Genomic DNA, 17,333 nt, shown 5'->3' on the forward strand with positions numbered 1-17,333 from the left:
CTGCGGGTCACGTCGGGCCGGGGACCGGTGGATCGGCCTACTGTCGGTGCCATGACCAGCAGCACAGCGAGCAGCAGCACCGTCGACAAGGCGTCGACCCTCAAGACCCTGCACGAAGCCCCCGAGATCCTCCGCGTCGTGAACGTGTGGGACGCGATCAGTGCGAAGACCGTCGCGGCCCTGCCGGAGACCCGCGCGATCGCGACCGCCGGCCACTCGATCGCCGCGTCCTACGGATACGAGGACGGCGGCATGCCCCTCGACCTCGCGCTCCAGGGCGCCCGGATCGTCGCCGAGGCCGTGGACCTGCCGGTGACGGCCGACCTCGACGACGGGTACGAGGACCCTGCCGAGACCATCCGTCGCGCGATCGGCTTCGGCGTCGTCGGCGCGAACGTCGAGGACCGCCTCCGTCCCTTCGACGAGGCCGTCGCACGCGTCGCCGCGATCACGAAGGCCGCGGAGGCCGAGGGCGTGGCGTTCCAGCTGAACGCACGGACCGATGCGATCGCCCGCGGCGGGGACCGCCCGCTCGACGAGAGCATCGCCGACGCGATCGCCCGCGGCAAGGCGTTCCTCGACGCCGGCGCACCGATCGTGTTCGTCCCGGGAGCGATCCAGCGCGACGTCGTGGAGCGGCTCGTCGAGGGACTCGGCCGCGGGAAGCTCAGCGTCATCGGGCTCCCCGGTGCCCTGCCCGCCGCGGAGTACGAGGCCCTCGGGGTCGCCCGGATCTCCTACGGTCCGCTCACACAGCGCGTCGCCCTCCGGGCGCTCCGCGACCTGGCGACCGACCTGTACGGCGGTGGCGTCGTGCCGGAGGACACCCCGGCCCTGAACTGAACCAGCGGACGGACAGGAGGCTCGGCGCACGACGTGCACCGAGCCTCCCGTCCGTCACGGAGCCGACCGACTACCCGAGCGGGCCGTACGCGGCCGGCGAGGTGCGCGCGTGCGTCGCCTGCTCGAAGGCGTAGCCGAGTCCGATCACGGTGCTCTCGTCGTACGAGCGGCCGAGGAACTCCAGGTTCACGCCGCCACCGGTGACCGTGTTGTCGGCCGCCGTGGCCTGCCCCATCGGGACGGTCACGGCCGGCATGCCGGTGTTCGGGCTGAGGCGCATGTTCGTCGACTGCGTGCCGTACGGCGTGCCCGACGGGTAGACGAGCGCGTCGAGGTCCTGCGTGTCCATCATCGACGTGACGACCTGCTTGCCGGTGGCGAGCTGCGTCGTGTGCGTCCCGGTCGGACCGGCCCACGCCTGGTACTGGGCGTCCGTGATCTTGTCACGTGCCTCGTACGTGGACTTCCGGCTCGGCACGTACTCACCCGAGGCGAGGATGCCCGAGATGCTCCTGGCGGTGACGTCCGGGTCGAGGTGCTTCCGGACGTACTCGTCGAGGTCGTGCTTGAACTCGTTCGTCGACCCGCTGCCCTCGTTCAGCACCTTCGCGAAGTCCGCGGTGCTGCTGATCGGGACGACGGTGGCACCGGCTGCGGTGAGCTTCGCGACGGACTCGTTGAACAGACGCAGCGTGGTGGCGTTCGTGCCAACCATCGACGTGACGTAGCCGATCCGCGCGCCCTGGAGCGCCTCCGGGTCGAGCGCTGCGGTGTACGACGCCGGGACCTTGCCCTGCTGCCCGCTCGTCACCGGATCGGCAGCGTCGACCCCGGTCACGGCATCGAGTGCCACCGCGGCGTCGGTCACCGAGCGGGCGATGGGCCCACCGGTGTCCTGCGACAGCGCGAGCGGGATGATGCCGTCCCGGCTCGTCAGCCCCACCGTCGGGCGGATGCCGACGAGCTGGTTGTACGAGGACGGGATGCGGATCGACCCACCGGTGTCGGTGCCGAAGCCGATGCCCGCCAGGTTCGCGGCGATCGCGGCTCCGGTTCCACCACTGGACCCGCCTGCTGTCTGCGTCGTGACGTAGGGGCTCGCAACGAGGAGCGAGGACCCCGCCGGCTGGTTCGAGGAGAACTCCGACACGAAGCCGTACGCGAACTCGTCGAGGCTCGCCTTCGCCAGGATCACGGCACCGGCGCTGCGGAGGCCCGTGACCATCGCGGCATCGGTGTCGGTCTGGTTGTCGTCCCAGCAGCCGCAGCCACCGGTGGTCGGCATGTCCTTCGTGTCGTAGTTGTCCTTCAGCGCGATCGGCACGCCGAGGAGCATGCTCGTCATCCCGTGCTCGGCCCGCTCGGTGTCCGCGGTCTTCGCCGCCGCCAGCGCCTCCTTGTTCGTCGTGACGATCGAGTTGAGCGGACGCCCGCCGGCCTGCACGGTCGTGCGGTCGTAGGCGGAGATGCGATCGAGGTAGGCCTGCGTGATCGCGACCGAGGTCGTCACACCGGCGTTCATCGCGGCCTGCATGTCGAGCGTCGAGGCCTCGACGAGCTGGAACGGGCCGTCGTCGTAGATCATCCGCTGGGACAGGGCGGCGACGTCGGCGACCGTGATGGTGCCGTCGCCGTCGGTGTCCGCCTTCGCGACGTCGGACCAGTTCGTGTCCGTGCTCGTCGTTCCGAGGTTCTTTGTCAGGACGGTCAGGTCCTCGGTGGTGACCTGGTCGTCGCCGGTCAGGTCGAGGGACGTGTAGTACGGCGCGAGCATGGCCGCGGGGCTCGCGTCGACGGCGGGGTCGGCAGCGTGTGCCGTCAGCGCGGGCGTCGCGGCGAGGGCTGTGCCGACGAGGGCGACGAGGGCAGCGCCGGCGGCGGCTCGCTTGGTGGTGCGCGTGGTGGTGTGGGTGCGCTGGGCGGTCATCGGGTGGCTCCGTTCCGGCGGGCGCGGGCGCGGGCGACGAGGACGCCACCGCCGGCCAGCAGCAGGGCGAGACTTGCAGCGATCCACGGTGCGACCTGCGCACCGGTCCAGGCCAGTTGACCTGCGGCCGGACGGGAGGCACCGCTCACGGCGTCCGCGTCCGTCACGGTGCCGCCGGTGCCGGTTCCACCGCCCGCCCCGGCTCCGTTCGTCGGGTCGCCTCCGGGGGTCCCTGGCGTTGCCGGATCGGTCGGCGCGGTGGTCGCCGCCGCCTCGATCGTGATGTCCGTCGCCGCGGGGGCGTCGAGCGTGGTCGCTGCGCCGTCCTCGTCGAGGAGCGTGATGCTCGTGACCGCGAGGTCGACCGTGCCGACGCTCGTCGCGGTCAGCCCGATCGAACTCGCGAGGTCGCCGCTGATCGCGGGCGACGTGCCGAGTCGGGTGTGCACGATGGTGAGCTCGTCGCCGTCCTGCGTGACGCTGTCGAAGCCGTCGTCCGGACCGGTCACACTGCCGTCCCGGTAGGCGACGACCGCCTCGTCGGCGTCGAGGGTGATCTCGTACGCGAAGACGTCCGCCGTCGCGGGGATCGTCACGTCGACGTCGAAGTCGTCGCCGACCGTGACGGTCGCCGGGGCGTCGATGGTCGCTGTGGTCGCTGTGGGGGCCGCCTGTGCCGGGCCGGCCGTCAGGACGACGAGCCCGAGGGCTCCCGTCATGACCGCCGTCGCGGTGGCGATCGCCGCGCGGGGGCGCTGGCGTGTTCGGTGCTGCATCCGTGCAGGTCCTTCGTCCGGGTGAATGCTGAGCAGGGGCTCAGTTCTCGAACCGTAACGACGCGGTGTTTCGCGGACCGACCCGATCGGTTTCCACTGCGTTACACGCTTGACCGGTGGACATTCAGGGGGAGCTCGTGTATTGTTCTTCTCTGGTGCACTGCAGCGAACCCATCTGACTCGCGCACACCGAACCGTCTCGACGCCGACTCACCCGAGTCGCATTCCCCCGAGACCACCGTTCGCCCGAACGTCCGATCCGGATCCTTCCGATCGAGGCCAGGCCGAACAGCACGTCGAATGCCGACGTGCGCGTGCCCACCACACGCGACCGATGCGACTCAGTCGTCCGTCGGACCGCACCGTGGGCTCGCCAGAAGACGAGAAAGACAGCACCATGACCAGCAACGAACGAATCACCATCATCGGGACCGCGACCGCGGCTCCCGTCGTCTCCCCCGACCGCATCGCGGAGTTCCCCGTGCGCGACAACGGCACCCAGCGCGAGTACGTCGTGCGCGTGCCCGTCGACGTGCTCGACCTGTTCGTCACCCCCGGCACCCGTGTCGAGGTCGACGGCGAAGCCGGCTGGACCGTCCCCGGGCGCTCCTGGCTCGGCGAGTCGAGCCGCACCATCCTGCAGGCGGCGACCGTCCGTCGGTCGGAGCTCGCGCTCGCAGCCTGAGCCGGGCCTCCCGTCCGGCCGGCTTGCCCGGCTTGCCCGGGGAGACGCCTTCGAACACGCGAAACGCCGCCGATTCCGGCGGCGTTCCGTCGTTGCGGGGGCGTTTCGTCGTTGCGGGGGCGTCGTTGCGGGGGCGTTTCGTCGCTCCCGGGGCGCCTCAGGCGGGCGGGAACGGGTCCGGGTCGTCGGCTCCCGCGAACGGGGTGCGGCCGTCGGCGTTCAGCGGGCCGTCCGGGCCGGCCGTCGCAGCCGCATCACGGAGCCTGCGGATGAACGCCGGGTCCTCGTACTCGAGTTCGTCGTCGGGCGCTGCCGTCAGTACCAGCTCGCTCGCCGGACCCACCAGCACCGTGGTCGTCTCGATCGACCCGTCCTCGGCCACGGTCGGAACGTGGACCGCGTCCGTACGCCCGTTGGCACCGAGCACTGCCGCGTAGTCAGCGAGCGCTTCGGCGATGCGATCACCGGTCATGACGATCGATCCGTCGTAGTTGATGTACTTCACGTTCCACCTCCGCAGTGCACGGTAGGCACTCGTGGGTCCACAACTGCCCGATGGATGCGTTCGGTGGATGAACGGGGCCCACGCTACCGGCGTCGTACAGCAGTGACGACCTGGGCAGACGCGCCGAGCACCGCCGGAACCACAGCGAGAACGGCGCCGGCTTCTCGCCCGTGGAGCACGAGCGCGATCGCGCCGACGAGCGCTGTGAGCGTCGCGAGGTGCGCCGCCACCGTCCCGACCTTGGCGACGGTCACCTCTGCCCGGCTCAAGCGCGTCAGCGGTGACGATCGCGTTCCGCTCGTGACACGCGACCATCCTTGCTGCGCTTCCCGACACGACCGCGTCGTACTCCGCAAGGGTCCTCGGCGACGCAAGCGGCCCTTCGAATCGTTCCGTCCGCGCTACTCCGACGACGAACCCGGGCGGCCGTTGGCGCTCGCCCCGATCCACGTCGTCATCACATCCGCCGATCGCTCGCCGCTCATGGAACGCTGCGCTGCCTCGAGCGCCGCCCGCATCGCTCTCGCCCGTGTCAGATCGCCGGTCAGTCCGACGCACACCCCGTGCGTCGCACTCCGGATCATCTGCTCCAGTGTCATAGCCCACTCCTCTGCCCTCCGCCGCTGTCGGACACAAGCGTCGACCACGACAGGACGAGCTGCCAAACATGTCGTGTTCAGGGCGCGGGAAGAGCGTCAGGACGCGAGCCGGCGCTCGGCGGCGGTGATTCCCGCCCATATCTCGTCGAGCGACAGCCCGAGCACGTCCGCGATGGCGGCGATCGTCGGGAACGCCGGCGTCGCCACCCGCCCGGTCTCGATCTTCCGCAGCGTCTCCGGGGACACCCCGGCGTCGAGGGCCGTCTGGAGCATCGACCGCTCGCCGCGCGCCCGACGGAGCAGCGCACCGAGGCGCTGACCACGTTCGACGTCTGCGGGGGTGAGCGGGAGCCGGACCATGGTGCCAATACTAGTACCGGTATAGTTATCGCATGATCGAGCTCCTCACTCCGACCGAACTCCCCCGCGCACGCGCCGTCGGTGCGCTCGTCGGCCGGATCCTGCACACCCTGCAGGGGCGCGCGACCGTGGGCACGAACCTCTTGGACATCGACCGGTGGGCGAAGGCTATGATCCTCGAAGCCGGAGCCGTGTCGAGTTACGTCGACTACGCACCGTCGTTCGGCCGCGGCCCGTTCGGCCACTACGTCTGCACCGCCGTGAACGACGCCGTGCTGCACGGACTCCCCCACGACTACGCCCTCCGCGACGGTGACCTGCTGACGCTCGACCTCGCCGTCTCGCTCGACGGCGTCGTCGCGGACTCTGCCGTGAGCTTCATCGTCGGGTCCGACGCCCGACCCGAGGACCTCGCGATGATCGACGCCACCGAGCAAGCCCTCGGGGCCGGCATCGCCGCCGCGGTCCCCGGTGCCCGCATCGGCGACCTGTCCCACGCGATTGGCACGGTCCTGCACGAGGCCGGCTACCCGATCAACATGGAATTCGGCGGGCACGGAGTCGGGTCGACGATGCACCAGGACCCGCACATCTCGAACGACGGACGGCCGGGCCGCGGCTACGTGCTGCGGCCGGGTCTCCTGCTGGCGCTCGAGCCGTGGGTGATGGCGGACACCGACGTGCTCGTCACCGACCCGGACGGCTGGACGCTCCGCAGTGCGACGGGAGCACGCACCGCGCACAGCGAGCACACCATCGCGATCACCGAGGACGGCGCGGAGATCCTGACCCTGCGGGGGTGACACCCGGATGGCCCCGTCTGTTCAGGACCACTCATCCCGTCCGCGCGCTCAGGACCACTCGTCGCCGATCACGACGGACTCGGGGAAGTAGTCCGGCCAACGCCCGTCGAGCAGGACGGACACCCGGAGCGGCCGATGCCGGGGTGCGTGGTTCGTCGGGGTTCCGGTGTCCGCGTGCTGCACGTCCATGGTGGCGTCCTGGTCGTCATCGAAGCGAGAGGGTTCGGCGACCGAGGGCTGGGGCAGCTGCCGCTCACCGTAGGGCCGATCCACCGTCGGCGCAAGGGTCTTGCGCGCGCGGCTCCGGTACGCCTACCGTTGCGTCTCAGCTGCCCCAGTCCCTGGTCGCCGGAACACCCACGATTCCGATGACAGGAGACGATCATGACCGCGCAGCGTTCCTCTTTCGGCTCTCCGCCATCGGGTACCCCGAACTACCGGTCGGGTGACGACCCGAACGTGTACCCGGCCGGTGCCACTTCCCCGCAGCCCGTCCCCGCTGCGGCCGACGACGCGATGTCCGACAGTGTGGTCGCCGCGGTCGCCTACATCTCGACGCACGTCGCGGGACCCCTGACGACGGAGACGATCGCGCGTGCTGCGGGTGTCAGCCCTGGCGAATCGGAACGGGGGTTCCGGACGCAGTTCGGGATCTCACCGATGCAGTACGTCCACCGACTCCGACTGGAGGGTGTCCGTGCGGAACTCCAGTCCACAACGGACGAGCCCCTCGCGGCGATCATCGGTCGCTGGGGGTTCGTGCACGTCGGCAGGTTCGCCGAGGCGTACTCCCGACGCTACGGAGCGCGCCCCGGTCCCTGAGACCTCCTCGCGGGATTCAGGCGTACTCGCCCTTGATGACGAAGTACGAGCCGCGGATCTCCCCGGCCAGCTTTGACCGCTGACGGGCGAACTTGAACGCGGACAGTTCCTCGGGCACCTCCATGCCCATCGACAGCTTGAGCCCCACCGCGCGCTTCCCGCCGTCCTCGATCGCGTACATCACGTTGATCGCCAGACCGGACTCGTAGAACACGTACGCCATCCGGAGCCCGCCGACCTCGAACCCGCTGACCTCGAGCGAGAGCGACGCGATCACGATGCCCCGCTCGTCGTGCAGCACCCGCGTGACGAGGTCCAGCACCTCGGGGGCTTCGTCCGGCGTGCTCGTGACGAACACGTGGTCGTACTTGTTCTTGTAGTACCGGGCCTCGTTCGCGCGCAGCCCGGCGAGTGCTTCTGCGACCGGAGACGACTCGAGCCCGGTGGTGGAGACGTCGACGAAGTCGACCGTGTACGTCATGCAGGAACCGTACCGCCGACGGGACGTCCGAGCATCGCCCACGCGCGTCGCGCAGCCGGGGTCAGTGGCACGGCCGAGTGTGGGGAGGCGAGCACCACCCGAGCGACGTCCTCGACGTCGACCACCTCGCGGACGGCTTCGTCGACGCGTACCAGCGCGATACGGCCCCGGTGGACGAAGTCGATCGGAGCTCCGTCGCTCGCACGGTCGAGGTGGAACGCGAACGACTCCCACCCGGTTGCCCCGGCGAGCGTCACGCCACACTCTCGTCACGGATCAAGGCCGGCGTGCCGCTGCCGCTGATCGCTGACGAGATGGGCCACCACGATTCGTCCTCCCCCCCCCTGGAGCGGTACGGCCACCTGGTGGACGATGGCGTCGGAGCTGGCGGCTTCGAGTTCTGACCTTCTGAAGCATCACCGCGCGGCAACCCGACTCGGTCGGGCCGACCTCACCGTCACGCTAGGGCAAGCTCGAGCGCCGAGACCTTCGAATAGAGACTCCGAAGCGCCTGGTCCGACATATCGATGATCGGTTCGTACATGAATGAGTTGATATGCAGGGTCTCCGCGGTGGTGAGAAGAACCGACCTCAGGACCCGAAGCTCGTCGGCACCAGCAGTCCCGCCATCCTCGACCATCTTGAACAGCTTCGCTGTCTGATACTTCGTGATCTGGTCAGTAGCCGCCGGATCATCGATGAGTCGCAGCATGTACGACTCGGCGCGGAGGCGAAGGGCGATCGCGAGCACGATCTTGTTGGCGAAGTTCACCCCATCGTCAGCTTCAAGGCAAGCGTCCGCTTCTCTCCAGATGGCGTCTACGACCGTTTCATCGGCTTCCGGCCACGCCTTATCATCCACTCCCGAGAAGGCCGTCTTGAAGAGTCGATCGAGCTCAGCCTGGGTGATCCCGCGAGAATCAGCCTTCAGGTGAAGCAGGGAGGTGAGGCGGAGGTAGTCCTCATCCTTCGAACCTCGGCTATACTCCAGAATGTTCCGCGCGAAGGGAATGCAGGCAATCCGTTCGAGGGCACTGCTGAACATCTTACCTTTGAGGTCACCCTCGAAGGGGTTCTGGATTAGGTTCCCATCCATCGGTTCGAACTTGACTCGATCGATGCTCTTCTCCGCAACAAAGCACCCGCCCCAGCTCACCACTCCCCTACCTCGGATCGTGCGCAGGAAGTCGAAGTTGTGCGTCAGGATGACGAGTCGGAACAGGGGTTCCTCCTCCATCTCCTTCAGGTAGTGGACGATTGCATACTTGTTCTTATAGTCGAACGAGTCGGCAATGTCGTCGATGACGAAAATGCTCAGCTCCCCAGACTTCCTCCGCGCCTCGACCTCGAAGAGAATATTGAGGATGTAGAGAGCCTTCTTCTCTCCCGTGCTGAGGACTTGAAGAAGATGCTCGCGGTCAACCTGCGCCGAGCCGCCGCCGTCCTCGAACTGGAAGCCGAGCGTCAAGAACGGCTCCTGTGCCAGCATGACCTGGACACGGTTCTTCGGAACGAGCTTGAAGGGTACATCGAACCGCTCGTTGAAGAGTTCGATCACCTCTTCCCATTGCGTGCGCTCCGATGCAGCGGCTTCCAGAATCGTCTTTCGACGCTCCTGGGATGCTTTATGAAGGTCAACAGCTTGACCAAAGAGGTCGGCGTGCTCCTTGAAGTTGGAGATCCACAGCTTCTCCTTGAATCGGTCTATGTGCTCCAGCTCCGCAAGGAGTTCCGGACGATCCGAGACGAAGCTGAAGAAGTCTCGCACCGCTTGATTGGCATTGAGCATCTTCCCGAGCTGTTCGAGGCGAGCAGCGAGTTCCGTGTCTTCGGAGATGCGCGCCTTTTCGTCGGTGATCAAGTTCGTGAGTTCCTTCTCACTGGTCACCTCACGAGGCTTCTCGTCACCAAAGAGCAGGAGAGCGTGCTTTGCCCGGAAGTAGCCTTGGCTGACGAGGCTCTTGCTCACGCTCTCTGCGTTGTAGTAGTTGAAGGACTCGCGACTGAAGAAGGTGGACGCATCGAGAAGCTCATTGAGCCGAAGCACATACTGAGAAAGCAGACTACTGAGCTTTGGGTCCGACAGCACCTTCTCCACGCTCGCGTTGAAGAGCAGGTCATAGGGAACGCCCACATAGTTGGGTTCCTCCAACTGTTCGACCTCGTAGCTCATACGAGTAAGAGCACCGAAGAAGTCGTCGTCCTCCTTGGTGAAGGTCTGCGAGACCAGTTGTGCTACATCCTGCTTGGTTCCGGCGGTCTTCTTCAGAGCCTTCACCAAGTCGGTCTGGATCTTCGAAAGTCCCTTTTGGATGCCCTCAAACTCCTTGCGGAGCGGGGCATTCACCAGGAGGGTGGTGGCGTACTTGTCGGGGGTGTATTGCTCGTCGTAGGCCAGGAACACGGCGACCGCGTCTGGTGAAGGCGATTCACCGTCCTCATCGAGTATGGTGCGCACCGTCTCTCGGTCCGGGAAGACATGATCTGAGGACTCCTCCCCGCGAGCGAGGTCAAGGAAGGTCCGGGCGAAGCTCGACTTCATCGTGCCGTTGGGGGCATAAATAGCCACAGATCGCCGCGGCTCGGTCGCGCCTCCCTTGGCGGCGCGCTCGAATGGCAGGGAAGCTTCGAGCTCTCGGATCCCGTGACAGTTGCGGAGCAAGAGCTGGAGGTTCCTCATGTCGGGATCCTACATAGGCTGAGCAGCCGATCAGCAACCCAGCGCGCCGTGGAAGCACGGCGGGGCCAGGGAGGTCACCCTGGCCCGCGTCGATTCATGGTGATCAGCCCTTGGAGTAGTACGGCGCCCGCGCCTCGGCCAAGTCGTCGACCGTTCGGTAGCCCTCGTGGGTTGCGGCATAGGCTCGGCGGCGATCAAAACCGAGGTCTTCGGTAATCTGGCGGATGGGCTCACCGTCCGCCTGCCTCCGCAACAGCTCAGCAACCTGCTCCCTGGTGAGCACCGGAGCCGCCCCAACTGGTGGGTGACGCTCCCACTCATCCCGAGTTCGATACCCGTCTCGTAGTGCTCGGCTCACCGTGGCCTCTGCAACTCCGTACTCCCTGGCTAGCTCGGCCTTGCTCGAACCTGTCGCAACCCGATCCCGCAGCAACCGGACCTCGTCTGTGGTGAACTTAGGCTTGCTCATGGTCGGCCTCCTTCGCAGCAGCGGCAAGCAGCAAGTCCCTTGCTTTCTCCTCGGCAAGCTCTAGGTCGTAGCCCCGCTGCCTAAGCCGCGCTAGCCGCTCTGATCGCTTCTTCGCAGCCGCCTCGGCCCGAGCGACATACTTGTGGGTATCCCTCGGTACATACGGTTTGGCTCGGTTGACCTGGCCGAGGACCTTCTGCACGGTGTACTTACTCACTTCGGCATTGCGCTCCTTCGGAAGAGCCTTCGCGATCCGTTGAGCACCCCAACCTTCGCTCTCGTACTTTCCTCGAATCCAGGCGACATCGTTGCTCGTGAGCTTCGGTGGCGACCCGAGTGTAACGCCACGAGCAGGAACAGCAACAAGAGCCTCACGAGTGCGCTCAGCGATACGGTCGCGCTCCTGCGCTGCAACCGCGAGCGTGATTCGTACGATGAGCATGCCGGTGCCGCTGTCGGGGTTGACCATATGGATGTTCTCACCCAGAGAGGTCAGACAAGCTCCAGAGGCATGCAGCTCTTTCAGTAGGGCAATGGTCTCCTCTGGATCTCGACCCCAGCGGTCGAGCTTCGCCACAACCACCTCAATCCTACGACTGTGCTTCAGCCGGTCCGTTTGAACCGCGAGCCTGAGCGTATCCATCTTCTCGGAGTGCGAGTTCGATGTTCCGCTCACTCCGCGGTCCACGAAGATGTCTTCCTTCCGCACTCCGTAGTCGACCAGTTGTTGCATCTGTGATTCCAGCCCAAGCTCCCGCTCCTTGATGCAGACCCGGATGCACCAAGGCCGTAGGTGTCCAGCATGATTCCTCCTCATTCCGGGGGTCTTGGCAACACATTTGGACATATCGCTACGCATGCTGAATCGGTCGATCCTGGAGGTAGTTGCCAAACGCTCGATTGGCAACCAGGACGAGATGTCGGACCTCGGCGTTATGATCGGACCAACAAAGACGGATGGGGCGAAGTGGCAGTGAACAAGCGCAGCAAGCCGACGCTTTCGCCCAACGCGGAAGTTCTCCTCCAGCAGGTGCGGAAGCGATTCCTCGACTCACGCGAGTTCAACGGGCTGCATCTTCACGGAGATGTGGTCGATGAGGCGCGAAGTCCTGGGATCGAGCTGGTGCGTGCCGGGATGGTCCAGGTCGTGACCGGGGCGGACTACATGAACATCCACATCCGCGCGTGGCCGTCAAGGCGTTCGCTGGAGGACCAGGAACAAGACCTCGAGTCGCTGACAGCGGACGACTACGGCGTCTGCCTGTACCCAACCGTCGAAGGGATGAAAGGTGTCAGGCTGCCTACTCGTCTGACTGGCCGTCCGTACGCCCGCGCCATGGCCCGAGGCAAGGGCACGCTGGAACTGGCGTACTTCGAGTTCACCGTACTTGAGCAGTACCGCAACGACGGTCGGTTCCGATTTGACTTCGGGGATGCCGGAGCAAGCATGGGCCTCACCGATGAGGCTTTCGACGGCGACGATGTCTTTGAGAGGGACCATGTTGGGCTGAGCCACATCGGTTTCGCCTACGACCTCGCGGGCTACGACTCCAAGGACTCCGACTCGCCCATTGAGCGTCGGGTTGCTGTGTTCTACTGCGACCTGATCACACTCACCCCGGAGCACCAGCGACGGTGGGAGACCTACCAGGTGCCCGACGATGGGCTGGAACCGCACCCGATCTGGTGGGGGTCCCAGATGGGCCGATGGCCGGACTCCATCGGACCCTTCGCCCACCTGTTTATCGAGCTAGAGAACCTCAATCAGCTGACCCAGCTGGCCTTCGGCGAGTACATGTTCCGGATTGAGGAGCGTCCTGCCGACTTCGGGTGGTTACTCCGGCCATCGCAGAGGGAGTGGGATGAGTTCATCCTTCAGCTCGACAAGTTGCTGTCGGAGAACCTGAGCAGTCAGTTCCTCGATCGCGTTGGCGCCCCCACGACGGACGACCGCGGTCAGCGGATCGGCAGTCTGAACCGGTTCCAGGGGTTCATGCACGATCACGGAGTCAGCGCGGCTGATGCGAAGAAGGTTCTTGCGCCGCTGCGGAGTGTTCGGCAGGCGCGCCAGAAGCCCGCTCACGCGCTCCGCTCTAACCTGAACGACCACAGCTTCATCCACAAGCAGATCAACCTAATGCAGGAGACCATCGGTGCCCTCACCGGGATCCGAGTATGGCTGTCAACCCACCCCGCCTGCTCGGAGTGGAAGAACGGCTACGCCGACCTGGGCATCTACCCGCTCTGACTCTCTTGGCAACGGGACTGCTGTCAGTTCGTCTTCGAAGCGGTAGTGGCCCATCGCACAGTAGCTACAGTCGCCCCAGCAGGGATCGGGGCGCGGCCAGCCGATATCCACATGGAAGCCGGCCTGTCCTCCGAATAATGGTATGTCATTCATGCGTCACCACCTCCAGGACGAACTATCGATACTGTCAGCGCGGTGCCGCTAGGATGAGAAACGCTCAGCGGCGAAGGGACGACCATGCGGGATGTGTTCAGGGCGTACTACGCGCCTGCCGGCCAGGAACTTGATGCTCTTTGGACGGAAGGTATCATTGTGCTGGACACCAATACCCTGCTGAACTTCTTCCGTTACACCCCGAGCACTCGCGATGAGTTCTTGAGCGTACTCGAAAGCCTTCAGGAGTCGCTCTGGATCCCCCATCAGGTCGGCCTGGAGTTCCAGCGCCGCAGGCTTGAAGTTATCAGCAACACCGCTGACGCCTTCTCGAAAATCAAGGCTTCTGTTGACTCGGCGAAGAATACCGTTAACAACAAGCTGAACGAGTACAAGCATCACCCGTCGCTCAACCGCAACGAGCTGACGAAAGAGCTGGACACGCTCTTCGAGCGTTTCTCCGCGCAAGTTGACGCTCAGGCGGAACAACACGAGGTGTGGATTGCGGGCGATGGCGATCCCGAGAAAACTTTCTTCCGCATTAGCGACCTCTACTCCCAACGGGTCGGGCAGGGGTTCACCGGCGAGGAGCTGGATGCGATTGAGGAAGGCGGCAAACGGCGCTACGAAGATAAGGTGCCGCCAGGGTACAAAGACGCCAACAAGACGAACGGCAACGAGTACGGGGATCTCATCATCTGGAAGGAGATCCTGCGACTCGGTGAGACCATGAAGAAGCCAGTGATCTTCGTCACGGATGACGCGAAGGAGGACTGGTGGCTCATCGAGCGAGGGAAGACTCAAGGCCCACGGCCCGAACTCATCGATGAGTACTGGGCGGCGGCAGAGCAGCGCATTCACCTCTACGAGCCGCTTCAGTTCCTGAAGCATGCCAAGGACCGCACGCAGCTTCCCGTCAGTGACGACTCCCTCGACGAGGTGAAGGAAGTGTCGGACGGCAAGGAGCGTGCCCTCCGAATACTCCACGACCGCCACCATCAGCTGGAAAGGCAGCGTGGGCACCTCCAGGCGAGGTTGGAGCGGCTTGAGAGTGAGCGATTCCACGATGACGATAATCAGGTGGGGTTCGCCGACCTTATCGCCATGCGGCGCGCGGAGCACCTGTTGGAAGAGCAGCGCAGCAGTCTACTGAATACAGCCGACACGCTTCCCCTGCCTCCAGGGGCCCTCGATGACCCCGAAGCACGCGAGGAATACATTCGGAATCGACACGACAGGATGGCTCGACAATCCGAGCTTGACAAGCAGCTCGCATCGTTGCGCGCCCAGCGCCGGGCTTTGGAGAATCGTGCCAACCACAACAGTTCCGCCGCAGACCCTCGGAGTAGGATGATGGCGCGTAACATTGAATCGGTGGAAGAAGAACTGCGTGAAGTATCGCTCGCCTTGGATGAGCTCGAGAACTGACTTCATCACCATTGGCGCAGTTAGACATCGAGGAGAGCTGTTCTCCCGCCGACGCTTGGCTCGATGTTGACAACGGCTGTTGACCCTAGGCTCAGGACCCCTCTCCTGCGGTCCGGTGGCAAAAAGAAAAAACCACCGCTGCTGCCGCCACTCCCGGGTCCGCGCTTGAAGCCTGTCAGAGAGGACTCACAGGAAACAACCCGCCCGACTGGGGGCCATAGCTGCCCTGCTCAGGCATCTTCGCGCCGAGGGCGACAGCATGTTCGCCCGGAGGCAGATCGTGTCCGAGGCGGGCAGCCACAGCCTCAATCGTGGAGGCGATCAGCCTCCAGGCGATTGACACAACCGTGACACAGACCGACGATTTCTGTCGAAAATCTGTGTCAGATCGAGGGGCTAGATCCGCGTAGATTCAACGATCTAATTATTAAATCGAAACTCCACCACGTCGCCGTCCTGCATCACGTAGTCCTTGCCCTCGATCCGGGCCTTACCGTGCGCACGGGCCTCGGCGATCGAGCCCGCCTCCATCAGGTCGGCGAACGAGATGACCTCCGCCTTGATGAAGCCCTTCTCGAAGTCGGTGTGGATGACCCCGGCGGCCTGGGGAGCTTTCCACCCCTTGCCGATAGTCCACGCACGCGCTTCCTTCGGCCCGGCCGTCAGGTAGGTCTGGAGCCCGAGCGTGTCGAACCCGATACGCGCGAGCTGGTCGAGCCCGGATTCGGTCTGCCCGGTGGACTCCAGCAGCTCACGGGCGTCAGCGGGCTCGAGCTCGATGAGTTCCGACTCGACCTGCGCGTCGAGGAACACGGCCTGCGCGGGAGCGACGAGTGCGGCGAGCTCGGCCTTGCGGGCCTCGTCAGTGAGGATCGCCTCGTCGACGTTGAAGACGAAGATGAACGGCTTCGCGCTGAGCAGTCCGAGTTCCGCGATCGGTGCGAGGTCGATCGACGTGGCGGAGAGGAGCGTGCCCTGCTCGAGCGCCGCCCGAGCCTCCTTCGCCGTCTCGAGGACGATCGGCTCGGCCTGCTTCAGCTTGAGCATCTTCTCGTACCGCGGGAGCGCCTTGTCGATGGTCTCCATGTCCGCGAGGATCAGCTCGGTGTTGATCACCTCGAGGTCGTCCTTCGGGGACACCTTGTTCGCGACGTGCACGACGTCGTCGTCGGTGAACCCGCGGACGACCTGCGCGATGGCGTCGGCTTCGCGGATGTTCGCGAGGAACTTGTTGCCGAGCCCTTCGCCTTCACTCGCGCCCTTGACGATGCCGGCGATGTCGACGAACGACACCGGCGCGGGCACGGTCTTCTCCGAGTTGAACAGCCCGGCGAGCTCGTCCAGCCGCGAGTCGGGCAGGTTCACCACGCCGACGTTCGGTTCGATGGTCGCGAAGGGGTAGTTCGCGGCCAGGACCTGGTTCTTGGTCAGCGCGTTGAAGAGCGTCGACTTGCCGACGTTCGGGAGACCGACGATTCCGATGGTGAGAGCCACGGGAGTAGAGCCTAACGGCCGAGGGACTGGACGGCCGCCGCGACGGTCTCGAAGACGTCGGCCTGCAGCCGCTGCGAGCGCCGCCAGTCGCCGGTCACGTGGAGCGAGTGGTCGGCTCCGGCAACGGTCTGGAGGCTCGCAGCCGTCCCCGGCACACGCTCGGGCCGCCACATGGGGTCGTCCGACCCGCCGATCGCGACGTTCCCGTCGGGAGCGGCGGCGAGCGCCGCCGCGACGTCGTCGTGCGTGAGCACCGGCGTCAGCCACACGCCGCGGACCCCGTTCCGGACCGCCCACGGCAAGGCGAAGCAGCCGAACGACTTCGCGACGACCAGGTCGGGCAGTCGGTCTCCGAGCGATGTCGCGATCGCTTCCTCCACGAACGCGACGGGCGCCTCCCCCGCCGCGTCGTCGACGATCCAGTTCGGCGCGATCACCTCGCAGCCGGCCTCGAGCGCGATCTGCCGCGACCACCAGAGCAGCGGCGCCTGTTGCCCGTACCCGGCACCGGCGAGGATCAGCACTGTCACCATGACCTCACCGTACGTGGCAGCCTGGCCTCCATGTGGTTCGAACGCGATCGACTCGGTGTGCACTCGATGGGGCACGATCGACGAGCCCAACGGCTCTACTTCACGCCGGAGACGATCGAGGCGCTCCAGGCGACCCCGCCCCGCGAGCTCGAGGCGCTCCACGACGTCCTCGGGCAGCTCGAGGCGGACGTCCTCGTCGAGTACGACCCGGACGACGAGTCGATCGACCACGACGCCGAGGACGCGTTCCGGATGGTGTCGCCGCCGTCCGAGGTCGGCTTCCCCACCGTGAGGTCGGACTTCGCCGCCGGGTTCACCGCCCACGTCGAGAGCCTCCCGCCACGCTGGCGACTCGATGCCGTCGCGGTCGCGTTCGAACTGGTCGGCACCCTCCTCGACCCGTACTGGGCGGCGGAGCGTGCCCGACAGGCGGCGACGTGGCGGACGACCGCTCGGCGTCGTCGGGGCACTCGCCGAACCCGACGGCGCTGATCCGACGCCGCTGACCCGACCGCGCCCGCGCAACG

General features: G+C 65.8%; 20 protein-coding genes. 7 read left to right on the forward strand and 13 right to left on the reverse strand.

What is annotated here, in order from left to right; all coding sequences use genetic code 11:
• Nucleotides 1-51 precede the first annotated feature (51 nt).
• Nucleotides 52-843, forward strand: coding sequence for an isocitrate lyase/PEP mutase family protein (locus ACO0E1_RS04320; RefSeq protein ID WP_422873051.1), 792 nt, complete (start codon nucleotides 52-54; stop codon nucleotides 841-843).
• 70 nt (nucleotides 844-913) lie between these two features.
• Here ACO0E1_RS04320 and ACO0E1_RS04325 read toward each other — a convergent pair whose 3' ends face one another.
• On the reverse strand, nucleotides 914-2,770 hold the full coding sequence (locus tag ACO0E1_RS04325; RefSeq protein WP_422873052.1) for an amidase family protein: 1,857 nt from the start codon (nucleotides 2,768-2,770) through the stop codon (nucleotides 914-916).
• Nucleotides 2,767-3,546, reverse strand: a complete 780-nt coding sequence (locus ACO0E1_RS04330) for a hypothetical protein (protein WP_422873053.1) — start codon at nucleotides 3,544-3,546, stop codon at nucleotides 2,767-2,769. Before ACO0E1_RS04330 ends, ACO0E1_RS04325 begins: the two co-directional genes overlap by 4 nt.
• A gap of 397 nt (nucleotides 3,547-3,943) precedes the next feature.
• Here ACO0E1_RS04330 and ACO0E1_RS04335 point away from each other — a divergent pair, with 397 nt between their 5' ends.
• On the forward strand, nucleotides 3,944-4,231 hold the full coding sequence (locus tag ACO0E1_RS04335) for a hypothetical protein (RefSeq protein ID WP_281267169.1): 288 nt from the start codon (nucleotides 3,944-3,946) through the stop codon (nucleotides 4,229-4,231).
• 157 nt (nucleotides 4,232-4,388) lie between these two features.
• On the opposite strand, the gene ACO0E1_RS04340 is transcribed toward ACO0E1_RS04335, so the two are convergent.
• The 3 genes from ACO0E1_RS04340 to ACO0E1_RS04350 all read right to left on the reverse strand — a co-directional run bounded on the left by ACO0E1_RS04340 (nucleotide 4,389) and on the right by ACO0E1_RS04350 (nucleotide 5,695).
• The gene (locus ACO0E1_RS04340; protein WP_422873054.1) at nucleotides 4,389-4,736 is read right to left on the reverse strand and encodes a hypothetical protein; all 348 of its coding nucleotides are present in this window, start codon (nucleotides 4,734-4,736) and stop codon (nucleotides 4,389-4,391) included.
• A gap of 83 nt (nucleotides 4,737-4,819) precedes the next feature.
• Nucleotides 4,820-5,005: a hypothetical protein gene (locus tag ACO0E1_RS04345; protein ID WP_422873055.1), complete on the reverse strand. Its 186-nt coding sequence runs from the start codon at nucleotides 5,003-5,005 to the stop codon at nucleotides 4,820-4,822.
• A 426-nt stretch (nucleotides 5,006-5,431) separates the two neighbouring features.
• Nucleotides 5,432-5,695, reverse strand: coding sequence for a helix-turn-helix transcriptional regulator (locus tag ACO0E1_RS04350; RefSeq protein WP_422873056.1), 264 nt, complete (start codon nucleotides 5,693-5,695; stop codon nucleotides 5,432-5,434).
• Nucleotides 5,696-5,727: 32 nt separating this feature from the next.
• On the opposite strand from ACO0E1_RS04350, the gene map reads away from it, so the two are divergent.
• Complete coding sequence (gene map, locus ACO0E1_RS04355) at nucleotides 5,728-6,498, forward strand: type I methionyl aminopeptidase (RefSeq protein WP_422873057.1); 771 nt, start codon at nucleotides 5,728-5,730, stop codon at nucleotides 6,496-6,498.
• 48 nt (nucleotides 6,499-6,546) lie between these two features.
• On the opposite strand, the gene ACO0E1_RS04360 is transcribed toward map, so the two are convergent.
• Entirely contained in the window at nucleotides 6,547-6,687 is a 141-nt protein-coding gene (locus ACO0E1_RS04360; protein WP_422873058.1) for a hypothetical protein, read from the reverse strand.
• 195 nt (nucleotides 6,688-6,882) lie between these two features.
• Here ACO0E1_RS04360 and ACO0E1_RS04365 point away from each other — a divergent pair, with 195 nt between their 5' ends.
• A complete protein-coding gene (locus ACO0E1_RS04365; RefSeq protein WP_422873059.1) occupies nucleotides 6,883-7,320 on the forward strand; it encodes a helix-turn-helix domain-containing protein in 438 nt (145 codons plus the stop codon).
• A 16-nt stretch (nucleotides 7,321-7,336) separates the two neighbouring features.
• On the opposite strand, the gene ACO0E1_RS04370 is transcribed toward ACO0E1_RS04365, so the two are convergent.
• The 5 genes from ACO0E1_RS04370 to ACO0E1_RS04390 all read right to left on the reverse strand — a co-directional run bounded on the left by ACO0E1_RS04370 (nucleotide 7,337) and on the right by ACO0E1_RS04390 (nucleotide 11,809).
• Nucleotides 7,337-7,801, reverse strand: a complete 465-nt coding sequence (locus tag ACO0E1_RS04370; protein WP_422873060.1) for a phage tail protein — start codon at nucleotides 7,799-7,801, stop codon at nucleotides 7,337-7,339.
• Nucleotides 7,798-8,058, reverse strand: a complete 261-nt coding sequence (locus ACO0E1_RS04375; RefSeq protein ID WP_422873061.1) for a hypothetical protein — start codon at nucleotides 8,056-8,058, stop codon at nucleotides 7,798-7,800. Before ACO0E1_RS04375 ends, ACO0E1_RS04370 begins: the two co-directional genes overlap by 4 nt.
• A 200-nt stretch (nucleotides 8,059-8,258) precedes the next feature.
• A complete protein-coding gene (locus ACO0E1_RS04380) occupies nucleotides 8,259-10,481 on the reverse strand; it encodes a hypothetical protein (RefSeq protein ID WP_422873062.1) in 2,223 nt (740 codons plus the stop codon).
• 103 nt (nucleotides 10,482-10,584) lie between these two features.
• Complete coding sequence (locus tag ACO0E1_RS04385) at nucleotides 10,585-10,950, reverse strand: hypothetical protein (RefSeq protein WP_422873063.1); 366 nt, start codon at nucleotides 10,948-10,950, stop codon at nucleotides 10,585-10,587.
• On the reverse strand, nucleotides 10,937-11,809 hold the full coding sequence (locus ACO0E1_RS04390; protein ID WP_422873064.1) for a recombinase family protein: 873 nt from the start codon (nucleotides 11,807-11,809) through the stop codon (nucleotides 10,937-10,939). Before ACO0E1_RS04390 ends, ACO0E1_RS04385 begins: the two co-directional genes overlap by 14 nt.
• 114 nt (nucleotides 11,810-11,923) lie before the next feature.
• Between ACO0E1_RS04390 and ACO0E1_RS04395 the strand changes: the two genes are divergently transcribed.
• Together ACO0E1_RS04395 and ACO0E1_RS04400 are read left to right on the forward strand one after the other, a co-directional pair.
• Entirely contained in the window at nucleotides 11,924-13,198 is a 1,275-nt protein-coding gene (locus ACO0E1_RS04395; RefSeq protein ID WP_422873065.1) for a hypothetical protein, read from the forward strand.
• Nucleotides 13,199-13,435: 237 nt separating this feature from the next.
• The gene (locus tag ACO0E1_RS04400; RefSeq protein ID WP_422873066.1) at nucleotides 13,436-14,779 is read left to right on the forward strand and encodes a PIN-like domain-containing protein; all 1,344 of its coding nucleotides are present in this window, start codon (nucleotides 13,436-13,438) and stop codon (nucleotides 14,777-14,779) included.
• A 420-nt stretch (nucleotides 14,780-15,199) separates the two neighbouring features.
• On the opposite strand, the gene ychF is transcribed toward ACO0E1_RS04400, so the two are convergent.
• On the reverse strand, nucleotides 15,200-16,273 hold the full coding sequence (gene ychF, locus ACO0E1_RS04405; protein ID WP_422873067.1) for a redox-regulated ATPase YchF: 1,074 nt from the start codon (nucleotides 16,271-16,273) through the stop codon (nucleotides 15,200-15,202).
• 11 nt (nucleotides 16,274-16,284) lie between these two features.
• Nucleotides 16,285-16,806, reverse strand: a complete 522-nt coding sequence (locus ACO0E1_RS04410) for a hypothetical protein (protein WP_422873068.1) — start codon at nucleotides 16,804-16,806, stop codon at nucleotides 16,285-16,287.
• Nucleotides 16,807-16,836: 30 nt separating this feature from the next.
• On the opposite strand from ACO0E1_RS04410, the gene ACO0E1_RS04415 reads away from it, so the two are divergent.
• Entirely contained in the window at nucleotides 16,837-17,298 is a 462-nt protein-coding gene (locus ACO0E1_RS04415) for a hypothetical protein (protein ID WP_422873069.1), read from the forward strand.
• Nucleotides 17,299-17,333 lie beyond the last annotated feature (35 nt).

The sequence above is a fragment of the Curtobacterium guangdongense genome, from assembly GCF_049341845.1.
GTDB lineage: Bacteria > Actinomycetota > Actinomycetes > Actinomycetales > Microbacteriaceae > Curtobacterium > Curtobacterium guangdongense.